Source organism: Microcoleus sp. FACHB-672 (assembly GCF_014695725.1).
Taxonomy (GTDB): Bacteria; Cyanobacteriota; Cyanobacteriia; order Cyanobacteriales; family Oscillatoriaceae; genus FACHB-68.
This window is the reverse complement of sequence record NZ_JACJOU010000024.1, coordinates 1-20,224: the sequence shown is the minus strand read 5'-3', so window position 1 is coordinate 20,224 and position 20,224 is coordinate 1. Positions and strand designations below refer to the sequence as shown.

The window sequence follows — 20,224 nt, the reverse complement described above, 5'->3', positions numbered from 1 at the left end:
GTTTTTGCAAATGCGGGTATTTTTTATAAAAGCTACAGATGAGAGCGTAATGTGCCGGCAACGTCGGAACCGTGCGCTTGGTAAAGAAGCTGAACCAAGTACGCTTAACGCACAGTTAGGTTAAGGTCAGCCACCTATCATACTTCTGCACATGAGCGAGCAGGCTTTGCGCCACTACCTCGCCAATTTGGACAGGAACAGCGTTTCCGATTAAGCGACCCAGTTTGCTGAAACGGACAGGCTCGCCAGGAGCTAGGAAGCGGTAGTTTTCAGGAAAGGTCTGAAGGATAGCGGCCTCTCTAAGAGAGATTGCACGATCCTGTTCCGGATGTCCGAACCGACCATTTCCGTAGCCGAAGCATTGGGTTGTTATCGTTGGGGCCGGGGAATCCCACTCCATACGACCATACACACTAGGATAAGTCTGTCCAGATATCTTGCGATGACATTGTGCTATCAGCGAAGCATCCCAATCATGCCATGTACCTCCGGGTTTTGATGCTCTAATTCTGCGAAGGTTCAGCTCACTTAGTGAGGGCGCGGCATGAAGTGCATCATTTGGATCGCAGCATCCGGCTGCTAAAGCGGGTAGATGGGAAATCGCTTCACGCACAGTTGTGCAGAACTCTGTAGAAGAGATGGGAGGGAGTAACTCCACTGCTCCCAATCGGGACGCTAGCAGCACAAGCCGTTTCCGAGTCTGTGGAACGCCATATTGAACACAATCGACAACACTCCACCAGGTCGCATAGCCTTCTAGTTCCTTCAAAAACTCCTTGAAAACTTCATGCTCTAGGAGCTGCGGTACATTCTCCATTGTGACGAAATCGGGTTGAGTCTCCCGTACCAGCCGACCGAAGTCGGATACAAGTTCCCATTTGGTGTCTTGGCGCTCCTTACGTCCTTTGCGACTGTAAGTCGAGAATGGTTGGCAGGGGGCACAGCCCGCCAGCAACCGTAATTTCCTATCCCCAAAAATCTCTGAAAGCTCCGCACCAGAAAGATCATTTACATCCTGGTTGATGAAAACCGCGTCGTTGTTGCTCTCGTATGGGAAGCGACATTGCGGATCGATGTCAATGCCTGCAACAACCTCAATACCTCCTCTAATAAGTCCGTGCGTAAGACCGCCCAAACCGCAAAATAGATCAACGCAGCTAATCGCTGCACTCCCCCTATCAGGATGAGGCTCATTAGCTATGTGAGTGCTGAGGACAGTTGCATCTAGATTCATGGCTTTGCTTTTTAAGGCCGCCGCTCTGGCAGTAGGAACTCATGAGCATCCATAGATGATTTGAAGCAAGTTACAACTTCTCTCATATACAGAGCAACTTGGTCTGTTAGTTTACGGAGATCGTGAGCAGTGATATTCTCACCACATTCAGCAAATGATAGATTACCGTGTGCGAGTTTGTTCCGAAGACTTTTGATCAGGGAAAGTGCGCCTTTGCCATCCCGAAAGGGCTGTTTGACAGCACGATTAGCTTCACAACTTATGTTTAAGGGTAAGCCTAGACGTTTACTAAGTTTGTAAATCTCCTCATCGTCCCAATTACCACCGCCACCCTTTTCAACTTCAAAGGTTGATATCGGAAGCGCCTGCATTAAGTGATCGCAAAGGTTCAATGCAGATTCCAGGCGATTTTCATAGTTGATATCAGTATGGGTGCGTTGCACAGCACGCACCCACTCGCGGCGTAACTCAATGGACAAGTCATTAGGTCGCCAGCTTTGATTACCAACCGCCTTAGTTATGGCCTCTATGCACCGAGTAACAGTTGACTCTACAAGATTGTAGAGCTGTAGGTAAACACTCGAATAGAGGATTCTCTGCTGTTGTACAGTGATCGTAGGTCCCTCTTGCCCGATTCGTGGGGGTCCTTGTTGCACTTGCTCTTCTAAGGACTCAAGTAACTCAAGGTAAGCCTCAATCTCCTGTAGTCGCTCTTCAAAAGCTTGACTAAAATCGTCCATCCTCAACTCCGAGTAGATGATCGCGAACAAAATGGATACGGTTTCTTAGTCTGCCTATTGCGTTCGCACCGTCTGCCCCAGTCACATCCCTAAACTCTTCATTGGTCAACCATTCTTCGACTTGGATTGGTAGGTTAGCTATTTCAGGTCTTTCTTGCAGGGCGAGATAGCTTCCAATAGCGATAGCCTCGAAACGTGATCGTGGCGATGCTTTACCTCTAGCTGTTTTGCGGAAGCCCCACGGGAAGTTGCGTGATACAAATTTCATGGTGTCTTTGAACCGTTGCTCATAGACCTTAACTTCCTCCGGGTGCTGTTTAAAATGGGCGTTCATCTTCTTCGTATACTGGAATAGGAACTCAGATGGTCTGTCCTTATAGCCTTCAAGACCGTCGCTATAAGCGAAAAAGCGTGTAACGAGTTCTTCCCTCTCTCGCTCCTTAAGTTGCTTATCTGAAACAGGTGCAAGCTCCTCAAAAAGTGATTCTTTGGCAAGCGAGACAACAAGCTTTTGGAAAAGCCCTCCCAGGGCACCTCGACGCACCTCAGCTTTGTTCGCTATTTTGCTTCCTGTGTTAATTCGCTCAAAAAGATCAAATCGTGCTGCCTCATCGGCGTGCTCATTGAGTACGATCCCTCTAATAGAACGGTTCTTGATTTTTCGTTGCCGAGATTCAGGGAGATCTATAAATCTAAATCCGGATAGCAGTGTCATCTCTTCTAACGTACCTAGAGCAAAGTCGCCCAAAAGGAACGCCTCAATCGTCCTTAAGCGTTGTGATCCGTCAACAATTTCGAGCTTACCTGTTGCTGGGCTTTCCCAGAAGAAGAGGAAAGGGATCGGAAGCCCCATTAAAAGTGACTCAATGAACCGGGACTTACGCCAATCCTCCCAAGTGTCTTCGCGTTGATAATCTGGAACCTCGAAATCCCCATTTTGCATCTTTGAAGCCAGAAGCTCAACAGAAAATTCTGTTATGTAGAATTCAATTCTTTTCGACTGCTCAACGATTTGCTCTTCGGCAGCGGCAACCTGGTCATCAGTGAACTTAGATTGTTTCTCGTCGCTCATCTTTGAATATCCTTTCATGCTTCATTGAATGACCTCGTTGATGAACATTGTGGGTAAGCAAAACTCATATCAGTCGGCAAGTGCAGGCAGACAAAGTTACTTTTACTGGTCTGCTCTGATTCTTCTGCTGATATTGCCCCAACTTCCTTTCAAAGTATTCTTGATAACTAACTGACACTCATCGCAAAATAGCGATCACCAAATTCTATTTCGTACTGCATCACCTGCTAATACCAATTTAATCTGCTGCCGGCAATAGTTCCAAATTATAGCGATAAAGCGCTACAGGGCGTCCGTTGGCTGCAAAGTAGTCTGGATCTTGGGGTGATAAATAGATGGCGCTGACCTGTTGTGCTTGAATCAGCGGCATCTCTAAGGACTGTTGCTGATAGGATGTAGTTGTCTCCACTTCGTTGAAGTAAAGCGTTGTCCCGCCTCGAAACACTTGCTGGCTGACTTCAGTGGCTATAAATTGATCAGCTGCCGGTGTCTCACTTGCTCGACCTGTAACGACTGAAACGAGCTGACTTCCGCCTCGCAGTTGAGTAATCTGCCGGCTGGGAGAATCAGGATCGACTTTGACACTAGAGACAGCGCTCTCACCCAAATAGGCTCGTGCGATACTTAACCCATTGAAGGCTCTATCTGCAACCACAGGGCCGGTTTTGACAGCTTGCCCTTTTGTTGTAGCGGGTTGAAGCGTTAAATTTTTATTGACTAAAGTATTAAATAATGGTGTGAAAAGATTTGCATTAAGGGTGCGGCGCTTTAGGGAGATTTCCCCTACAAACCGCACAGGAAAGGTCACCGGCTGATTGAGATACTGACGATTCCCCTCAAATCCAGGCGTGACAAGAGCCGGTGCCAAAGGTGCCACGGTATCTACCAGCGTACTGGTAACGCGCCAAGTTCCTGCCATCCAATCTGGATAGATTAAATCTCCTTGAGCAGCCTTCACCGGCGGCTTATTCTGCCAATCAGGAAATTGCGCCATCCGCTCAGCCAGCGGCCCAGCCGTCGCGCCGGCAGCCCCCCAGAGCGACAAAAGCAAAATTAAGCACAAATTCCAAATAATTCTCATAACTTAGGGCTTAAAGACTTCCCTCAAAACTCCTGGGCATGGGGCATGGGGCATTGGGCGAGTCTGTGGTAATTCACCACAGGCGAGGGATGGGGCATGGTTTCGCCAATCTAAAGGTACGGGCATTGGGGATTTCTCCCACTCTCCCCCTCTCCCACTCAGCACTCAGCACTCAGCACTCCTCGCTCAAACCTCCAAAGGCGCAGGTTCCCAAATCTCGCCGTATTGCTCTCGCATTTGATGCCATGCTTCCACCTGTCCTGGTGCGTATTCTCCAGGCTTGCCCCACTGGAGAAACAAGCTTAAAGCCGGCTCTTGTTTTTCATCGAGAAAGCGAATTGCATAAGTAGTAAAATTACCTCGTTTCGCTTCGCCGGTTTCAAATTTCACCTGTGTGATTTTGTCCATATTCAGGTGAAACTCAAAGCCTTCTGTATGCATATTCGCATACCGGCCTTTGGGCAACTCGGCGTAGAACAATTTCTCAACGGTTCCACGGGCTTCTAAAACTGCTGCACTGCTAGTAACAATCAGGCGTAATAGGCCGAGGGTGTGGCAAGATTCTAGAAAATCTTTCAGGGTGCTATTCATTCGATTAACTGGCTAATTTTCATACTTTTCATAAGCGGCGACAATGCGCTGCACCAGGGCATGGCGCACAACATCGGCTTGGGTAAGGTTGCAGAAAGCAATGCCCTCAACGTGTTGTAGGATTTTTTGAGAGGCTGCCAATCCTGAGGCTTGGTTCGCCGGCAAATCGGTTTGGGTGATGTCGCCGGTGACAACCATGCGAGAACGGAATCCCAAGCGAGTTAATACCATTTTCATCTGAGACGGTGTTGTATTTTGGGCTTCATCCAAAATTACAAAGGCGTGGTTGAGGGTACGGCCTCGCATATAAGCTAAGGGAGCGATTTCTATCACCCCCCGCTCCATCAAATTGGTAATTTTTTCAGGTTCGATAAATTCGTAGAGGGCATCGTAGAGAGGGCGCAGATAGGGATCAACTTTTTGCAGCAAATCTCCCGGTAAAAAGCCCAACTTTTCACCGGCTTCGACGGCGGGGCGAGTTAAAATCAGCCGTTCATACTGATTTGCCAGCAGTGCTTGGACGGCAAGAACTGCGGCGAGATAGGTTTTGCCGGTGCCGGCAGGGCCGATGCAAAAGGTCAGATCGTGATTGCGTACCGCTTGAATATATTGCCGCTGACGAAAGGTTTTGGCTCGAATTTCTTCTCCGCGACGAGTTTTCGCCAAAACATCGTGCCGCAAATCTTGCAACTCGTCAGTTTGATGCGTGTCTAAAGCATGACGGGCTGTGAGAATATCGACTTGAGAAATGGTTTTACCGTGTTTCCAAAAATCTTCTAAGGAACGCACTAGCCGGCGACACAAATCGATTTGATTTTCTGTTCCGGAAATCAACAAATCTTGCCCACGCAACACGAGTTGTGCGCCGGTTTGCCGTGCCAGTGTTTTTAAATTTTCTTCTTGATAGCCGGCTAGCGCAAGGGCGCTGCTAACATTTGGTAGTTCTATTTTAAATGCTTCTATCATGCCTGAATTCTTCCTCTTGATTGTGCCAAATATTCCCTCCTCAGATGCTTGAGTGCTACGTTGCGTACTGTCAATTTTTCCTAAACAAATCAGACAATCTCAAATTCCCTGATTTCCCTATGTTGCCGGCTAAAAAAATAATTCTAGCTCGTAAATTTGCAAAAAGACGCCTGAATGATGGCGAGTCTTCTTGCCCTTCAGGCGTCTTTTTAGCCGGCAACCCCACCGATTTGTGAAGTGTTGGGGTGCCCGGTTTCCGAGCGACGATCTTATTGACGGTACTTGCGGGTAGCTTCCGCTTTGCGCTTACGACGCAGGCTGGGTTTTTCATAACGTTCGTGACGTTTAACCTCAAACAAAATCCCAGCCTTTTGAATTTTCTTTTTAAAGCGCCTTAAAGCCGACTCAATCGACTCATTTTCTGCCAAACGGACTTCTGCCAATCTCTATATCCACCTCCTTACGTTTTTTCTTCCGTTAGGGACTTAATTTATTAGCTATAAGACTTTCCCGCTCAATTTTATGAGCGGGTTTTTTCTTCGCTCAATTGACTCATTCGGGAGAGCGTGGTTGAGAAGACGGTCTGGGTAAACCAGACTGGCGAGATTGAGGTCTGGGGATTCTCGGATTCGCTTCGCGAGTGGGCGGCGGCGTATCCGTTCTGGCAGCCCCTGCCCCGTAAATATCCAGGTGAATGGACTGGCCGGCAGCTTGAGCCGTCGCTTCCAACACCATGCGTATCGCCTCTATATTGCGTCTGCCCCGACCGAATACACGTCCTTTATCCTCGCCCTCAATAGCCAGACGTACCCAAATCCGGGGTCTGCTGGGAGAGATTTCGCAATCCACTTTCAAGGCGTCTGACTCGTCTAAAAAAGGCTGGATTAAAAAACGTACCAGTTCATCGTATTGTGGACCGGCTGAGGGGGAGTCGCTTTGTGATATCGCTTGTGGGTTAACCACTGACTTGCTCAAAGACATTGGCTTTTTTCAGAAGGGCACGCACTGTCTCCGTGGGCTGTGCTCCTTGTTGCAGACGCTTGACAATCGCTGGAACGTCCAGTCTGACTTCATCGGTTCTGGGATTGAAGAAGCCCAGTTCTTCTAAGGGACGGCCATCCCGGCGATCGCTGCTTTTCATCGCTACGATCCGATAGCTCACTTCCCTCTTTTTGCCATACCGCTTTAAGCGCAATTTGATCATGTTTGATACCCTATGCTCCGTTTAAGATTTTAAGCTATCAGCTATCAGCTACCAGCTTCTAAATTTCATTTGCCTGAGAGTTCCCCATTATACCACTTACTAGAGTATTGAAGGACTGGAGTTGGAACTACCACCCAACTGTAGTTAATTTTTCATAATGAGAATTGCTGTTATGGCAGAGAAGTTTGAACTGGTTAGGACTCTGGGGTGGACGATGGAAGTGGACAGACTTCCATTGCTTGAATCAAGCCGTGCTCAAGGGTGAATCGATGACCCACGTGCTCATCGACAAGAACTGCTCCAGCCAAGTCACGTACGACCTGATGCACATCGACCAAAATGCGCCCGATCTCCTCCGAGTAAAAGGAAACCGGCTCGACGTGCGGATTGATCTCGCTCCATTGCTCCGTCCAGTAAGCGCGAACTTCTTCAGATCCACGGACAAAACCGCCTTTGAACGCTTTTGGCCAAGCCACGTCCGGAGTCATGAGGGCAAGGGCAGCGTCAATGTCTCGCGCGTTGAAGGCTGCGTACGCCGCATGGAGCAGTTCGATTTCTGGTGCAGGTTGATCTGACATAAGAGGTATGGTGACAGGAGGTCTCATTATGCAAGATTATGAGAGTGATTCCCATCCAAACTCGCTATTTTGAGGAATTTCGGTATTTGAAACCCTTATTTCCTCGTTAGCAATCGAGGATTGAAAGCTCAATTTATAGTGCAAGGGTTTGAAAATGAGAATTGCTGGAGTCCTGAGTGGGGGAGAGTAACAGAGAAAGAGAGTGGGGGAGATTTTGGTGGATTCCCCCACTCCGTAACCGCGCAGTTAGCGGTTGTTGCTGATAGCTACAGTTGGCCGAAACCTTTCTTCTTTTTTTCCTTTTTCTTTTTCTTGTTAGCGGCTGGATTTCCACCCGGATATCCTCGCCAACCTGGCTGAGGGGCATTGTTGCCACCCCAAGGGCCACCGCCCATGCCGCCCATGCCGCCCATGCCACCCATTCCCGGCATTCCCATCCCTGGAAACTGGCCTTGGCCCATTTGCTGCATCATTGCTCGCATTTTGGTGAAGTTGGTCACCAAATCGGTGACTTCCTTTTCTCCATAACCCGAACCCTTGGCAATTCGTCGCCTGCGGCTGGGTGAACCGGCTAATACATCGGGGTTGCGGCGTTCTTCAATCGTCATGGAATTGATCATCGCCTCTGCCTGTTTCAGCTGGGATTCGCCTTTTCGCAAATCCTCGTCTGAAACTTTATTCATCCCCGGAATTAGCTTGAGCAAACCGCCGAGAGAACCCATGTTCTTCATTAGCCGCATTTGCTTGAGAAAGTCCGTAAAGTCGAACTTTGCCGTGAGGATTTTCTCTTGCATCTTCTCGGCATCTGCGAGATCGACTTCCTCAGCGGCTTTCTCGACTAAGGTAAGAACGTCTCCCATCCCCAAAATCCGAGACGCCATCCGATCTGGGTAAAACGGTTGCAGTGCTTCGACTTTTTCTCCGACGCCGACAAATTTAATCGGTGCGCCGGAAATTTGCCGCACGGAAAGGGCTGCACCGCCTCTGCTATCCCCATCTAGCTTGGTGAGAATTGCGCCGGAGATGCCGATTTGGTTGTGGAAGGTGCGCGTGAGGTTGGCGGCTTCTTGGCCGGTCATCGCGTCCACGACGAGCAAGGTTTCGTGGGGCTTGACAGTTTCCTTGATTCGTGCTAATTCCGCCATCATGTCTTGGTCGATTTGCAGACGACCGGCAGTATCGATAATCACCGTATCGACGTTCTCTGCGATCGCTCTCTCGACCCCTTGACGGGCAATTTCGACCGGATCGGTGCCGGTGCCCATTTCAAACACCGGCACGCCAATTTGCTTACCCAGTGTCACCAATTGGTCAACCGCAGCCGGTCGGTAAATGTCTGTCGCCACCAGCATCGTCGTGCGATTGGTTTTACGCAGGTGTAACGCCAGCTTGGCAGATGCCGTCGTTTTACCTGTCCCTTGCAAACCGGCCATCAGCACGATTGTCGGCTTCGTGTCAGCAGTGGCGAGGGGAACATTCGTTTCCCCCATTACTTGCACGAGTTCGTCGTGGACAATTTTAATGAACTGCTGAGCCGGCCTCACGCCGGTAATCACCTCAGCACCTTGGGCTTTGGTTTCTACCTCAGCAATAAAATCTTTAACCACCTGGAGGTTAACATCGGCTTCCAGAAGCGCTCTGCGAACATCCCGCAAAGCCTCTTGGATATTGGATTCCGAGATTTTGTCCTGACCTCGCAGTTTTTTCCAGGCAGCTTCTAAGCGGTCGGCAAGTGCGTCGAACATGGAAGGATTGTTTCTAGATAATTTTCTTTAAGACTTATAGATTAGGATAACCTTTTATGGGGTTTGAGCCGTAGCAAGGGCGGGATTTAGTGCTGAGTGCGAGTTCTTAGTGCTGGGGGGAAGTTTTTAATGCCCAATGCCCCATCCCCAATGCCCATCACCAACGCTTTCAATTTGACACCAGAATTAAGAGCCGGCAACCATCCGTCAACACAGGAACCGGCACCGGCAAAAAGTCGATTGAAATTTCCCTAGCCATTACTAATTCGTCTAAATTTAACTAATTAAAGCGGAAATTTTTTACAATTTTCTCACAGCATCTATGACATCTAGGAGCAAACTGAGCCGACTTTCCTGGTCAATCCCCCAACTAGCTCGATGCCAGCCTGACATCAAGCGAAGCTCAGAGCGTAAGGGGAAACAAGGAAGCAAACTCAGTTATCCAGATAGGGCAAAAAGCTCGAAAAACTTTGGGTTCTTTAGCCCCTGCTATGTTACGAATCGCCCATAATTGAGTGGATTCAGCGCCGGCAGGCTTTTTTCAATCAGGGTTACACGTTATCAAACTCTTTCAATATTGAATAAGGTGCAGACCCATGTCTACCTCCGAGCCAATTGTCGATCTGGAGAACAGCAACAGCGCATTAGAGCTGGCGATGAGGAATAACGAAAACTCAGGGATTGAGCAAAATCTTGCAAGCGACACAGACAATATAGACCGGATTTTGCAGACTTTGGCGGCGCGAGTTCCATCCCCTGAATTAGAAGAACTCAAAGCCTGGAAACGAGAGAAGGATTGGTTCAGTTGTTTTCAAAGCTCTAGCCGGCTGCTGATGGCAGCAATTGCCTGGGAGGAGGCAGCAAAGGCACATATAGCTGGTGATTTGATCATCCGCTATGGCAATGATGCTTTGTGCCGACTCGCTGGCATTGAAGTGCCGCCGGCAGACATGAGTAATGGAATGAGTGCTGGCAAGAAAATTCGGCTCTTGGATCTGTTCCAAGATATTAGTGAAGCGGCTGCTGAAGAACTATATCGGCGTCATGTTTTGCATTTAGTTCTCAGAGATTTATATCACATTGATTTACGGGAATTGCACTTGCTTGATGAGCCACTGGTGGGCACACTCAACCGTCCCAATGCTCAGGAACCCCGCTTTATTGAATTTTGGTTAACTTCTGATCGCTTAAAAGTGAGCCGGCGCAATTCCAAAATCGATGAATTTGCCGATTTAAAGCTACACAAGCTGTCGATGCAAGAAGGCAAACTCCAATTAAAAGATGCCATCGGTTTACTTGCTAGCGATCTGCCGGCTTTAGAACAACGACTGCGTTTAGATAATTACCAAGTCGAAGGATTGTTGCTGCTTGAGGGATTTGATGTTACTGCTCAGGAAACCATGCACCGGCTGACTCAGCAGCTAATCGAGCGAGATTCAATTTTGCGACCGAATAAGTTTAAACAAATTAACCGGCGCATGAAATCCTTGTTTCGCGCTCAGAACACACTTCTTTTGAGTGCGGAACGCGATCAAGCCCAACTGTTTTTCGGCAATTACCGGGGAGAATTAAAGCCCAGTGTTTACCCAATGCAGTCTCTGCGAGGCTCACACTTCCTACGATCTGCCCAAGCGAATCAAGTTTGGAATGTACCGGATTTAAGTTTAGATTGCCAAACGGATTGTGAGCGGAAATTATTAGAAATGGGTATTCGCTCGATGTTGCTCATTCCGCTCGTCGTCAAAGCCGTAGAAGGAGGGCCAGGAACCGGCCAACTTGCCGGTTTAGTTGGTTTGACGAGCGATCGCCCCCACAACTTCACAGGGGTAGATTGTAAACACGCGGAAGTGTTGACGCCGGCTTTTATTGCTGCTTTGCGCCAAGCCATTCAGCAGCGTGTGACAACCCTGCACAATATCCACGCATCGGTTGAGTGGCGGTTTTTGCAGGAAGCGGAACGCCGCAGTTGGGGACTGCCGCCTGAACCCATCGTGTTTACGGATGTTTACCCACTGTATGGGATTTCTGATATTCGCGGCTCATCGGATGAGCGTAATCGGGCAATTCAGCTTGATTTGCTTGAACAATTTCGGCTGGCACTCGTGATTGTAGAGGCGGTTTGCCAATTCCAACCCACACCTTTTGGCGAACAGTTACGGCTTGATTTGCTCACTTGTATTGAACAATTGCATGGTCAGGTAATGGTTGATGCCGAAGTCACGGCGACGCAATATCTCAAAGATCGGGTAGAAGTTTATTTTGATTATTTTGTCCAATGTGGGCCGGCAGCACTTGCTGCGGTGGAAGCTTATCGGCAAAGCTGTGCCAACGAACATGGATGTGTTTATATTGCCCGCGCCCGCTATGACCAAACGATCAACCAGATTAATATGTTGCTGCGCGAGACGTGGGAACGCTGGCAAATTCGGATGCAGAAAATTACCCCTCACTACTGCGACGTTGAATTTACCGATGGCATGGATCACATGATTTATGCCGGCGCGTCGATTGACCCTAAATTTACCTCATTTCAGCTACGCAGCCTGCGTTACGAACAGCTTTGTGCCGTCTGTGACTGCGCCCGGACAGCCTTTCGGATTCAAGAAGAATGCGGGACTTTGATGCAAGTCACGCATCTGGTTTTAGTACAGGATTCAACCGTCGATATTTTTCACGACGAACAAACGGAGAACCTTTTTGATGTGCGAGGCAGCCGCGATACCCGCTATGAAATTGTGAAAAAGCGCATTGATAAAGGCGTTGATGCTCAAACCCGAATTCGCATCACACAACCAGCAATGTTAACGGTGGTTTATTCTACGGATGCTGAGTGGGCGCAATACCAAGAATATCTACGTTATTTAGCCCGTCAAGGTTGGGTGGATAAGGAAATTGAAACCGGCATCGTGGAGCAATTGCAAGGCGTCAGTGGTCTTAAATTTGCCCGTGTTCGCGTGTTGCCGGCAACTGAACCGCAGCCTGAACCCGATGTTAAGCACTCATCTGCCACCGTCGTGCTTTAAACAGTTTCCCGGATAAGTTGGCCGATTCTCAATAGCATCGAGCAATCACGCCTGGGATTCAACTCCCAGGCAAATCGCTAAATGGGGTTAAAATCACAGCAAATTAGTCAATGCGCCAGCCTTCCCCCTCCAACTGCCGGCACGCTTTCAGTCCCAAGCTGGGATTTTGGCGATATTCTTCCTCTGGAACCCAAACACTCACCTGTTGATCCGGTGCAACGGAGTAAACGTAATCCACCGTTGGATCGTAAGCCAAGCTCACTTTTAAATTAGAGAAATCATCCTCACAAATCTCAAACCCAAAGCGGACAACAATTTGAGCAACTAAACACTCAGGTGTATCACAGTATTCTCCAGCGGTTTCTCTCTCTTGCAAAAATTTTTCTAGAAAGGGTTTGAGGATACGTCGCACTTTGTCGGGGCTTCCATTCCGACTGGCGTAGATGATTACGGGATTCCCTTCAACAATAATGTGGCAGGGGGTGGCCATCTGTTTGACTCCTAGTCTTCAGTTGATTGCCGCTTCTTTGGCAGGGGTATGAGCTATCTTGATATGAAAAACTTGTCTTTGCCCATCTGAAACCATTAGATCACATCTGATAGCACGTTAGTAGGAGGGTTTGGAGTGAACGCAGCTGAGAAGGCTCGAAATATTGAAGTGGCCAGCAAGATTGCGACGGTGGTTAATTTATTTAAGTCAGAGTTTCCAGATATAAGGGTAGATCTTAAGCCCTGGATGAATGATCCGGATACTCTGGAACTCGTCGATCCAGATTCTATTGATATTGGCTTCCATTTCCCCGGCAGAAGCCGGTTGTTTCAGAGTCGCAGTATTTTGGTTCAGATTCGCTTTTATGAAGATCCGCTAGATGAACACCGGCGTGCGATCGGGGTAGAAGCGGCTGGATTTGACCATCAAGGCAAACAGTGGCGATTTTCCACTGTCGATAGCTGGCAGTTTGTGGGACTATCTGAGCCGGCACCTAGCGCTGCGGATATGCTGAAACACTTTTGCCGGCAGGTTTTAGATGTGTTTAACAGTCCGGGGAATTAGGGGCATCGGGCAAGGCTTCGCCAACCTAAAGGTAGGGGGATGGGGCACTAGCCACAAGCGTTGTTGCTGCAACTGCTGGGGTAAGTAGATTGGTAGGTGCTTGAGCGTTTACCAAATATGGTGTAGCGGTTATCCCGAATTTGTTCGTAGAAGCGATCACCGGCCCACTTTAGCCCCGGCAGTGCCCGATAGGCTTCCACAAACACGTAGCCGGCGGGTAACAGCCGTCCAATTTCTTCTGCTGCATCACTGCCTTGCCACCGGCGTTGGGGATTGCCGGCGTCGATTACAATCATCCCCAGTTCACAATCTTGGGGCGTGACGCCAAACTGAGTGAGTGCCTGTGGATCTTGCATGGGAATGTAGGTAAATAGCTGGCCTTTGTCTATGTTTTCTAGCTGCTGCACCAAGGTGACACACAGATTGCAATTGCCATCATAAATAACGTGGTAAGGCATGAAAACCCAAATTCCTTAATAATATAAACTACCTACTCCTATTGTAATTCTAGAGTTTTAAATAATTGTTGTTTTGCCTCATGATCCATTACGGAGTAAATTTTAAATTTATAGTAAAATTAAACGATTAGCGAGCGATCTCATCTCATTGGTAAGCAAAGCGTCCTTGAAGCAAATGTGCCGGCGACTTCAACGCTAATGATAGAAACAAGAGATTTGTTCTAGTGTTTTTTTATCCTATTTAATGCGAATTTATTTGTTTTTCTCATAAAAATTAGATGCTGATATTTACATTTTATTTAATTTGAAAAAAAAATCAAAATATCTGTACTAGAAATTTTCCAGCTTTCTATTACAGCGAGAACTGTTAATCTCTCTAAATTGTCCTTAATTTCAGGTAATTGATTGGGTTGAAAAAACAGCACTGATTAGACATCAGCGCTAGGATGGCAGCCGGTGCCCCAGTAATGATGCCGTTAAAGTCGTTTGGGTTTCGCTGTGCTTCCATCAGGGCTTGCTGACCTCCGTTGGAACAGCCCTGGAAGTAAGAGTAACGCGGACTTTCTCCATAGAATGCGGTGGAGATCGCTTTTGCCGCTAGTGCCGTAACGTCTTCTGAGCGATAGCCGAAGTCAATCCGTAGTTGGTTGATCGAGTCCTCAGAGTACACTCCCGATGCTTATGCCGCCGCCAACGTGTCCCGTGTTGTCGGACTAAAAGGGGAGACTGCATGGCGTAAGGTTATGCATCTACTAGCAGAGGATACATTCGCTGGGGAATAAACTAAGCAGCCTAACGTTCCGGTTGAGCGGCTGCAAGCAACCTTCGCATTTACACCAAGCTCTCTTGGTAGTCTGCTCTAACTGGGTTCTTATGCTATATAAGAGTAGTACCCATGTACGAGGTAAGACAATCTTATACCTTAATATTCTAAGCTAATTACTGCTAACCTTAAAGTAGGTTTGTGTAATTTTTTCACAAATTCCCGAGGTAAACCTAAGAGATGAGTCATGCTTATCGAGTTTAGTGTTGGTAATTACAGATCGTTTAAAGAACAAGTCACCTTCAGTATGGTGGCAGCTAATATTGTGTCGAAAGACAAAAGCCTTGATACAACTAACGTCTTTGCTATAGATCAAGAACTAAAGCTACTTAAGAGTGCTGCGATATACGGAGCAAATGCTAGTGGCAAAAGTAATCTTGCCAAAGCAGTAGACTTTATGAAATGGTTTATGATTAATTCGTCTAAAGAAACTCAAAGTACCGAGAAAATAGGCGTAGAAACTTTTAGGCTAAGTACAGAAACTGAAGGCACCCCCTCATACTTTGAATTGGTGTTTTTAATGGGTGAACGCAAATATAGATATGGATTTAAGATAACTCAAGAAAGAGTTATATCTGAATGGCTATTTTATGTTCCCAAAGTGAAGGAAACTAAGCTATTTGAGCGCAACCTTGACAAGATTAAGACATTCAAAAATTATAATGCTAATGGTATTCAACAAAAAACTAGAAGTAACGCACTCTTTTTATCTGTTTCTGCTCAATTTAATGTTGATCTTGCAAAGAAGATCTTAGAGTGGATAAGTGATAAGTTAAATATTATTTCTGGTTTACACGATCAAGCTTACTTAAGTTATACACTCAAATGTTTCCAAAACAATAAGAACAAGGCTGATATTATTCAGTTGATCAAGAAGCTGGATTTAGGAATCAGCGAGGTACACATTGAAAAAAAAGATTTTACAATTGATTCCTTGCCTGATAAAATGCCAGATGAGCTTAAGAAATCTATTGTCGAAGGCGGATTTAAAGCAATTTCACTAGGTACTTCTCATCGAAAGTTCGACGCTGATGGCAACTACAAGTCAATTGAAAAATTCGATTTGGAAAGTCATGAATCTGAGGGTACAAAAAAGGTTTTTGCCTTGGCTGGAGCGCTCATAACCGTTCTCAAAGAAGGAGAAATCTTAATTATTGATGAGTTTGATGCAAGACTTCATCCCTTGATTAGTCTTGCAATTGTTAAATTATTCAACTCTGAAGAAGCAAACCCAAACAATGCTCAATTAATTTTCATGACACATGATACCAACTTACTTAATAATAAGGTTTTTCGTAGAGATCAAGTTTGGTTTACTGAAAAAAATAGATACGGTGCAACAGATTTGTATTCTTTAGCAGAATATAAAATAGGTAATGATGCATCTTTTGAAAGTGATTACATTAAGGGAAGATATGGTGCAATCCCATATATTGGCAATCTAAACCAGTTGATTGAATCCAATGTCTAGAAGAAGGATAAATTCACGTGGATATTCTCCTAGAAAAGTTGATACTAGGGACATTAGACAAAGATTCTTAATTGTGTGTGAAGGAAAGAAAACCGAACCTAACTACTTTAGAAGTTTTCCCGTTCCAAAGAATGTTGCTGAAATAGATGTTAAAGGATTAGGAAAAGACCCTAGCAAGCTGGTAGACAGTGCAAAGGAACTAAAACAACAAGAAGAGTATGATCAGGTATGGTGCGTTTTTGATCGAGATGATTGGAGTCCACAAAATTTTAATAATGCTATCAAAAATGCTGAGAGTGAGGGGTTCAAAGTAGCTTATTCTAATGAAGCATTTGAACTATGGTACGTCCTTCATTTTGACTTTCTCGATACTAGTATTCCTCGAAGCGAGTATCGTAAGAGATTGAATTGTTTCCTTAAACAAAACTATCAAAAAAATAGTGAAACAATCTATGAAGAGCTATTTGAAAAACAGGCGGCTGCTATTAAAAATGCTATAAATTTGCTCAATCAATATAATCCGCGCACCCCTGCTAGAGATAATCCCTCTACAACAGTGCATCTGTTAGTACAAGAACTCAATAAATTTGTTCAATGAAGATATTTTCAATATTTTTGAATTGTGACACTGTTTCTTTCTAGTCAAAGCTTACCTTCGCGCACAGTCAATTATTAACTTGCGGCCTAACTATTATTAGGCTGAAAGTTTCGGTCTATGCATTCAGTTTCAGCGCAAAGGCCGGAGCTTCCCGTATATCATTCCAAATTAAGTAGATAGGTAGAATTGTTCAGTATATTAGTCGGTTTCTGGCGGATAGGTTGAATTTTTCCGCATATCTTCAAGTGCGATCGCCCCATCGATTTATGTTTGCTTCAATCTACAACGAGGAGCGAGCGCACTAGAGTGGAGGTGGAGAAGCAGTGATGAGTGTCGGGTTTCATCCTTCAACCCAACCTACAAGATCGGGCGATCGCATTAACTAGAAGGATACAATGCGGTCGCCCAACGTTCTGGTGCAGCGCGGTTCGATGGCGGTGCTATTAATAAGCTCGACCATCTTTATGCGTTAAAGCCCATTCACCGTTCGGCAATTGTGTTGCTTTGAGATCGTCATTTGGGAATTCGACTTCATCTCCTTCAGTGCGATCACCAATCTCAAGATAGGTTACGTTTTCTTCAGATCGATTAATCAGTTGATGTGCGATACCCGTGCCGGCCTTAAATCCATAGCAGTCACCCGGATGCAAAACAAATTCCTCTTCGCCTAGTACCAGCGTTGGGCTGCCTTCCAATACCAGGATAAATTCTTCTTGCTTTGAGTGGCTGTGAGCAAGTGCAGAAATTGCACCTGGTGAGAGATGGGTTAAATTAACTCCAAAATGAGTCAACCCAAAATACTCACCCAGTTTTCGCTTTTGTCGTCCCTTCAAAAGGGAAGCATAAGGTTCTGGATATATCGTCTTACCGATCGGTGCTGAAATCGATTCAGCTGAAATTGGCGATTCCTTCACAACTCACCCTTCCTTGCTATGTTAATGGCGTAACAAGCCGTTATTTCCTTCTGCTTGCTATTACATACCCCACGTATTATCCCAGCTATAGCACTCTTGAATCAGTTGATGTATCGCAGCATCTGCGGTTGAAAATGTACCGCAATTCGTTCTTTTTGTTCCAGATGCCGCATGACCGACATCGTGATACAACACAAACTGACCGTTCTCAGAGTGAATAGAGAGCGTAATAGCAACGCCATTTGTATACTGTTTCCACAAGCTAACAAATGAAGCTCCTTGTGGTATCAGGTTTACATCTTCAACATCACAAATCCATTGCCGTTGTTGCAAGTCTGTCCACGTATGTTTCTCTATCATTACATTCCATGCTTTGATCGTCTTTGAGTTGTATCACCTCATGTTGGGTGAAAAAGCTAAATCGATAGTCCGCTCTAACAGGGTCGTTAAGGATCACTACTGCAACGCATTTTTTCAACAACTTGACGAATTGCATCAATGACTAATTCTGGTTTATCAAGTTGGATTGCATGTCCACTTTCGTTAGCAACAATGTGAACGCCTTGGGGCGACTCATTGGCTAGATCTGCGTGTAATTCTTGCAGTTTCTGAAGCACATCTTGTGTTATGTCGAAGTCAGGCTTTCCAGCCGACAAAACAATGAGAGGAATGTCAGGAAACGGCTTTATCTGCCGTGCTTGTTCAACCTGGTTCATGCTGACTGATACCGCAGCCGATTCCTGAGCAAAAGTTTTCCCAAACTGAGTTTGAGAATAGAGCGCTTTAGCAAGAGGTCGAATTGAAGGTGGAAATTTTTGGAATAAACCGGCTGCCATAGGCACAGAATCAAAAGTGACAAGCAAACGAAGCAGACCAATACGTCCTATAATCGGCACTACATGAGTTAACAGTCCTTCCAGTCGTTTGTTTAATTCAACCCATTGGACTGGTGTATCCTCATACATTTTCTCATGAGCAACATCTACTAAAATCATTCCAGCCACTTCTTCTGGATAGTGATAGGCAAACAAGCGACTGAATAGACCACTTGAAGACATCCCCACCAAGACATAAGGCGGCTCAATTTCGACCTTTCTCAAAAGTTGCCGCAACTCACTAACAACTTGCTCAGCCGTGCGTGGTTCTGAACTTATAGCACTCCAGCCATAGCCGGCTCTATCGTAGGTCAAGATTTTTGTAAATTTTGCAACTTCAGGCTGCACTAATTGCCAGTCTAGGTGAGTACCTCCAGTTCCACTATCTACAATGACTGTCGGGTGACCTTTACCCATAATTTGACAGTGCCAATTTTTACCATTGATTTGAATTAATTTTCCAGGTGGCAGAAACCTTCGGCTATCCCGACTTGTGGCAAGTGCTTGATAAATTGCTCCAAGCCCGACTACTGCAATCAATACCCCAAGGGGCACAACAAGCCATAGCATTCAGTTGATCCCCAAGCTTAAGTACGTTTGCAATTTTCCCACAGATGCCTTTTCTAACTCGATGGGGCGTTCGCGTAGCGTCTGCATAGCAGAATCGCGATTGACTAGCTATAGAAGGAAGTAAACCTTGAGACTTAACATCTGCACTTAGAGCTTCTTGAAGTATCTGGCGACTGGAAATAGCTCGAAGCCCACCTTTTCATAGGTGTGACGGGCTGGGGCATGACCGGCATCACCTCCAGTCTCAACCATCGCAATAGACATCCCCGCATCTTTCATCCAAACCAGAGCGAATTCTATCAAAGCACTACCAATACCGCGACCTTGAAAGTCTGGATCGACAGCAACCATGTAGATTTCACCCATGCTGTCCTCTGAGTGTAGTTTCACGGCGACAAAGCCCACAGTAGAACCGGCATCGATAGCAACCTATACATTCCTCTCTTCCGCAGCACAGACATCCAAGGGCAGCTTTTTGCCGGCTCACACGCCAATAATTGGGATAAAATGCCTGGTACACAGAGCGCGTTCATCGCCTTCTGAATCGAATCAAAGACCGGAGTCCATGCCCGAAGCGAAAGACTAATAACAGCCATCTTGGTCGTGAGGATCGTAGGGTTCAATTTGCATTCCCACATCAACTCCTGTTAACTCTGAAAGCTTTATCGAGCATACTACAATACTCTACAAAGTCTGATAGCTTGGCTTTGAATGCTTACAGATAACTTTTAGGCTACTTTCGCTGATTAACTAGCAATGACCCCAGTTGAGGAGGGCTTGATGAAAAAAACAGGATTAGGTATTCAAGAATTACTGTATTATGAGCGATCGCAAATTCTCGCCATTGCCCAAAAGCACGGAGCCTACAACGTGCGCGTATTCGGTTCAGTAGCGCGGGGCGAAGCGACCCCAGAAAGCGATATTGATTTGTTAGTGGATTACGATTTAGAAAAAATTACGCCTTGGTTTCCAGGTGGGCTATTGCTTGATTTAGAACAACTACTCAATCGCAAGGTCGATATCGCCACAGTGGATATGTTGAAAGAACGCATTCGCGAGCGCGTTTTGCAGGAAGCTGTACTACTATGAGGCGAGAAGCCGAACGGCTGCAAGATACAGCAAATTCGAAGTCTATGAGGTACAGTAGCAGCAATGTGTAAACCAATTTTTGAGATGTTCGAGATTCATTAATTGAAGTGCTAGTTTAATTAAACCATCAACTCCAGA

The 20,224-nt window shown here is 46.2% G+C and carries 25 protein-coding genes; 7 read left to right on the top strand and 18 right to left on the bottom strand.

The annotated features are described in order from the left end of the window. Positions 1-115: 115 nt before the first annotated feature. The 11 genes from H6F56_RS19490 to ffh form a co-directional block, all read right to left on the bottom strand. Complete coding sequence (locus H6F56_RS19490) at positions 116-1,234, bottom strand: DNA cytosine methyltransferase (protein ID WP_190671485.1); 1,119 nt, start codon at positions 1,232-1,234, stop codon at positions 116-118. A gap of 11 nt (positions 1,235-1,245) precedes the next feature. Next, positions 1,246-1,974 carry an MAE_28990/MAE_18760 family HEPN-like nuclease gene (locus H6F56_RS19485; protein WP_190671484.1) on the bottom strand — a complete coding sequence of 243 codons (729 nt, stop codon included), beginning with the start codon at positions 1,972-1,974 and terminating at the stop codon, positions 1,246-1,248. Next, positions 1,961-3,046, bottom strand: a complete 1,086-nt coding sequence (locus tag H6F56_RS19480; RefSeq protein ID WP_190671481.1) for a DUF262 domain-containing protein — start codon at positions 3,044-3,046, stop codon at positions 1,961-1,963. Before H6F56_RS19480 ends, H6F56_RS19485 begins: the two co-directional genes overlap by 14 nt. A gap of 238 nt (positions 3,047-3,284) precedes the next feature. After that, positions 3,285-4,127: a DUF6816 family protein gene (locus tag H6F56_RS19475; RefSeq protein WP_190671479.1), complete on the bottom strand. Its 843-nt coding sequence runs from the start codon at positions 4,125-4,127 to the stop codon at positions 3,285-3,287. Positions 4,128-4,313: 186 nt separating this feature from the next. Further along, entirely contained in the window at positions 4,314-4,718 is a 405-nt protein-coding gene (locus H6F56_RS19470) for a ChuX/HutX family heme-like substrate-binding protein (protein WP_190671477.1), read from the bottom strand. A 12-nt stretch (positions 4,719-4,730) separates the two neighbouring features. Further along, complete coding sequence (locus H6F56_RS19465) at positions 4,731-5,684, bottom strand: PhoH family protein (protein WP_190671475.1); 954 nt, start codon at positions 5,682-5,684, stop codon at positions 4,731-4,733. 269 nt (positions 5,685-5,953) lie between these two features. Continuing rightward, the gene (rpsU, locus tag H6F56_RS19460) at positions 5,954-6,127 is read right to left on the bottom strand and encodes a 30S ribosomal protein S21 (RefSeq protein ID WP_190671472.1); all 174 of its coding nucleotides are present in this window, start codon (positions 6,125-6,127) and stop codon (positions 5,954-5,956) included. Positions 6,128-6,236: 109 nt separating this feature from the next. Then, entirely contained in the window at positions 6,237-6,665 is a 429-nt protein-coding gene (locus tag H6F56_RS19455) for a KH domain-containing protein (protein ID WP_190671470.1), read from the bottom strand. After that, positions 6,640-6,888 (bottom strand): 30S ribosomal protein S16, encoded by a 249-nt coding sequence (rpsP, locus tag H6F56_RS19450; protein WP_190671467.1) that lies wholly within the window; start codon positions 6,886-6,888, stop codon positions 6,640-6,642. The genes H6F56_RS19455 and rpsP overlap by 26 nt, the downstream gene beginning before the upstream one ends. Positions 6,889-7,082: 194 nt before the next feature. Beyond that, positions 7,083-7,466: a nuclear transport factor 2 family protein gene (locus H6F56_RS19445; protein ID WP_190671466.1), complete on the bottom strand. Its 384-nt coding sequence runs from the start codon at positions 7,464-7,466 to the stop codon at positions 7,083-7,085. 266 nt (positions 7,467-7,732) lie between these two features. Continuing rightward, on the bottom strand, positions 7,733-9,211 hold the full coding sequence (ffh, locus tag H6F56_RS19440) for a signal recognition particle protein (RefSeq protein ID WP_190671463.1): 1,479 nt from the start codon (positions 9,209-9,211) through the stop codon (positions 7,733-7,735). A gap of 129 nt (positions 9,212-9,340) precedes the next feature. On the opposite strand from ffh, the gene H6F56_RS26950 reads away from it, so the two are divergent. Then, positions 9,341-9,466 (top strand): hypothetical protein, encoded by a 126-nt coding sequence (locus tag H6F56_RS26950; protein WP_255513756.1) that lies wholly within the window; start codon positions 9,341-9,343, stop codon positions 9,464-9,466. A 341-nt stretch (positions 9,467-9,807) separates the two neighbouring features. After that, positions 9,808-12,234 (top strand): GAF domain-containing protein, encoded by a 2,427-nt coding sequence (locus H6F56_RS19435; protein ID WP_190671461.1) that lies wholly within the window; start codon positions 9,808-9,810, stop codon positions 12,232-12,234. A gap of 103 nt (positions 12,235-12,337) precedes the next feature. Here the strand turns inward: H6F56_RS19435 and H6F56_RS19430 are convergent, their stop codons facing one another. Further along, the gene (locus H6F56_RS19430; RefSeq protein ID WP_190671459.1) at positions 12,338-12,724 is read right to left on the bottom strand and encodes a histidine kinase; all 387 of its coding nucleotides are present in this window, start codon (positions 12,722-12,724) and stop codon (positions 12,338-12,340) included. Between the two features lie 135 nt (positions 12,725-12,859). On the opposite strand from H6F56_RS19430, the gene H6F56_RS19425 reads away from it, so the two are divergent. Beyond that, entirely contained in the window at positions 12,860-13,288 is a 429-nt protein-coding gene (locus H6F56_RS19425) for a hypothetical protein (RefSeq protein ID WP_190671457.1), read from the top strand. 47 nt (positions 13,289-13,335) lie between these two features. Here H6F56_RS19425 and H6F56_RS19420 read toward each other — a convergent pair whose 3' ends face one another. Continuing rightward, positions 13,336-13,746, bottom strand: coding sequence for a thiol-disulfide oxidoreductase DCC family protein (locus H6F56_RS19420; RefSeq protein ID WP_190671455.1), 411 nt, complete (start codon positions 13,744-13,746; stop codon positions 13,336-13,338). 376 nt (positions 13,747-14,122) lie between these two features. Next, positions 14,123-14,416 (bottom strand): tannase/feruloyl esterase family alpha/beta hydrolase, encoded by a 294-nt coding sequence (locus tag H6F56_RS19415; protein WP_190671453.1) that lies wholly within the window; start codon positions 14,414-14,416, stop codon positions 14,123-14,125. Positions 14,417-14,756: 340 nt separating this feature from the next. On the opposite strand from H6F56_RS19415, the gene H6F56_RS19410 reads away from it, so the two are divergent. Further along, positions 14,757-16,040: an AAA family ATPase gene (locus H6F56_RS19410; RefSeq protein ID WP_190671451.1), complete on the top strand. Its 1,284-nt coding sequence runs from the start codon at positions 14,757-14,759 to the stop codon at positions 16,038-16,040. Further along, on the top strand, positions 16,033-16,638 hold the full coding sequence (locus H6F56_RS19405; protein WP_190671509.1) for an RloB family protein: 606 nt from the start codon (positions 16,033-16,035) through the stop codon (positions 16,636-16,638). The genes H6F56_RS19410 and H6F56_RS19405 overlap by 8 nt, the downstream gene beginning before the upstream one ends. Positions 16,639-17,081: 443 nt before the next feature. Here H6F56_RS19405 and H6F56_RS19400 read toward each other — a convergent pair whose 3' ends face one another. From H6F56_RS19400 to H6F56_RS25925, 4 genes are all read right to left on the bottom strand, one after another. Continuing rightward, entirely contained in the window at positions 17,082-17,552 is a 471-nt protein-coding gene (locus H6F56_RS19400) for a cupin domain-containing protein (protein WP_190671449.1), read from the bottom strand. Positions 17,553-17,612: 60 nt separating this feature from the next. Further along, positions 17,613-17,912 carry a hypothetical protein gene (locus H6F56_RS19395; protein WP_190671447.1) on the bottom strand — a complete coding sequence of 100 codons (300 nt, stop codon included), beginning with the start codon at positions 17,910-17,912 and terminating at the stop codon, positions 17,613-17,615. Positions 17,913-17,998: 86 nt separating this feature from the next. After that, complete coding sequence (locus tag H6F56_RS19390; RefSeq protein WP_190671445.1) at positions 17,999-18,997, bottom strand: alpha/beta fold hydrolase; 999 nt, start codon at positions 18,995-18,997, stop codon at positions 17,999-18,001. 147 nt (positions 18,998-19,144) lie between these two features. Further along, positions 19,145-19,387, bottom strand: a complete 243-nt coding sequence (locus H6F56_RS25925; protein ID WP_309236580.1) for a GNAT family N-acetyltransferase — start codon at positions 19,385-19,387, stop codon at positions 19,145-19,147. On the opposite strand from H6F56_RS25925, the gene H6F56_RS25920 reads away from it, so the two are divergent. Then, positions 19,362-19,583, top strand: a complete 222-nt coding sequence (locus tag H6F56_RS25920) for a hypothetical protein (protein WP_199313093.1) — start codon at positions 19,362-19,364, stop codon at positions 19,581-19,583. The two genes, H6F56_RS25925 and H6F56_RS25920, sit on opposite strands and share 26 nt — an antisense overlap. A 194-nt stretch (positions 19,584-19,777) precedes the next feature. After that, positions 19,778-20,086, top strand: a complete 309-nt coding sequence (locus H6F56_RS19380) for a nucleotidyltransferase family protein (protein WP_190671443.1) — start codon at positions 19,778-19,780, stop codon at positions 20,084-20,086. Positions 20,087-20,224: the final 138 nt, after the last annotated feature.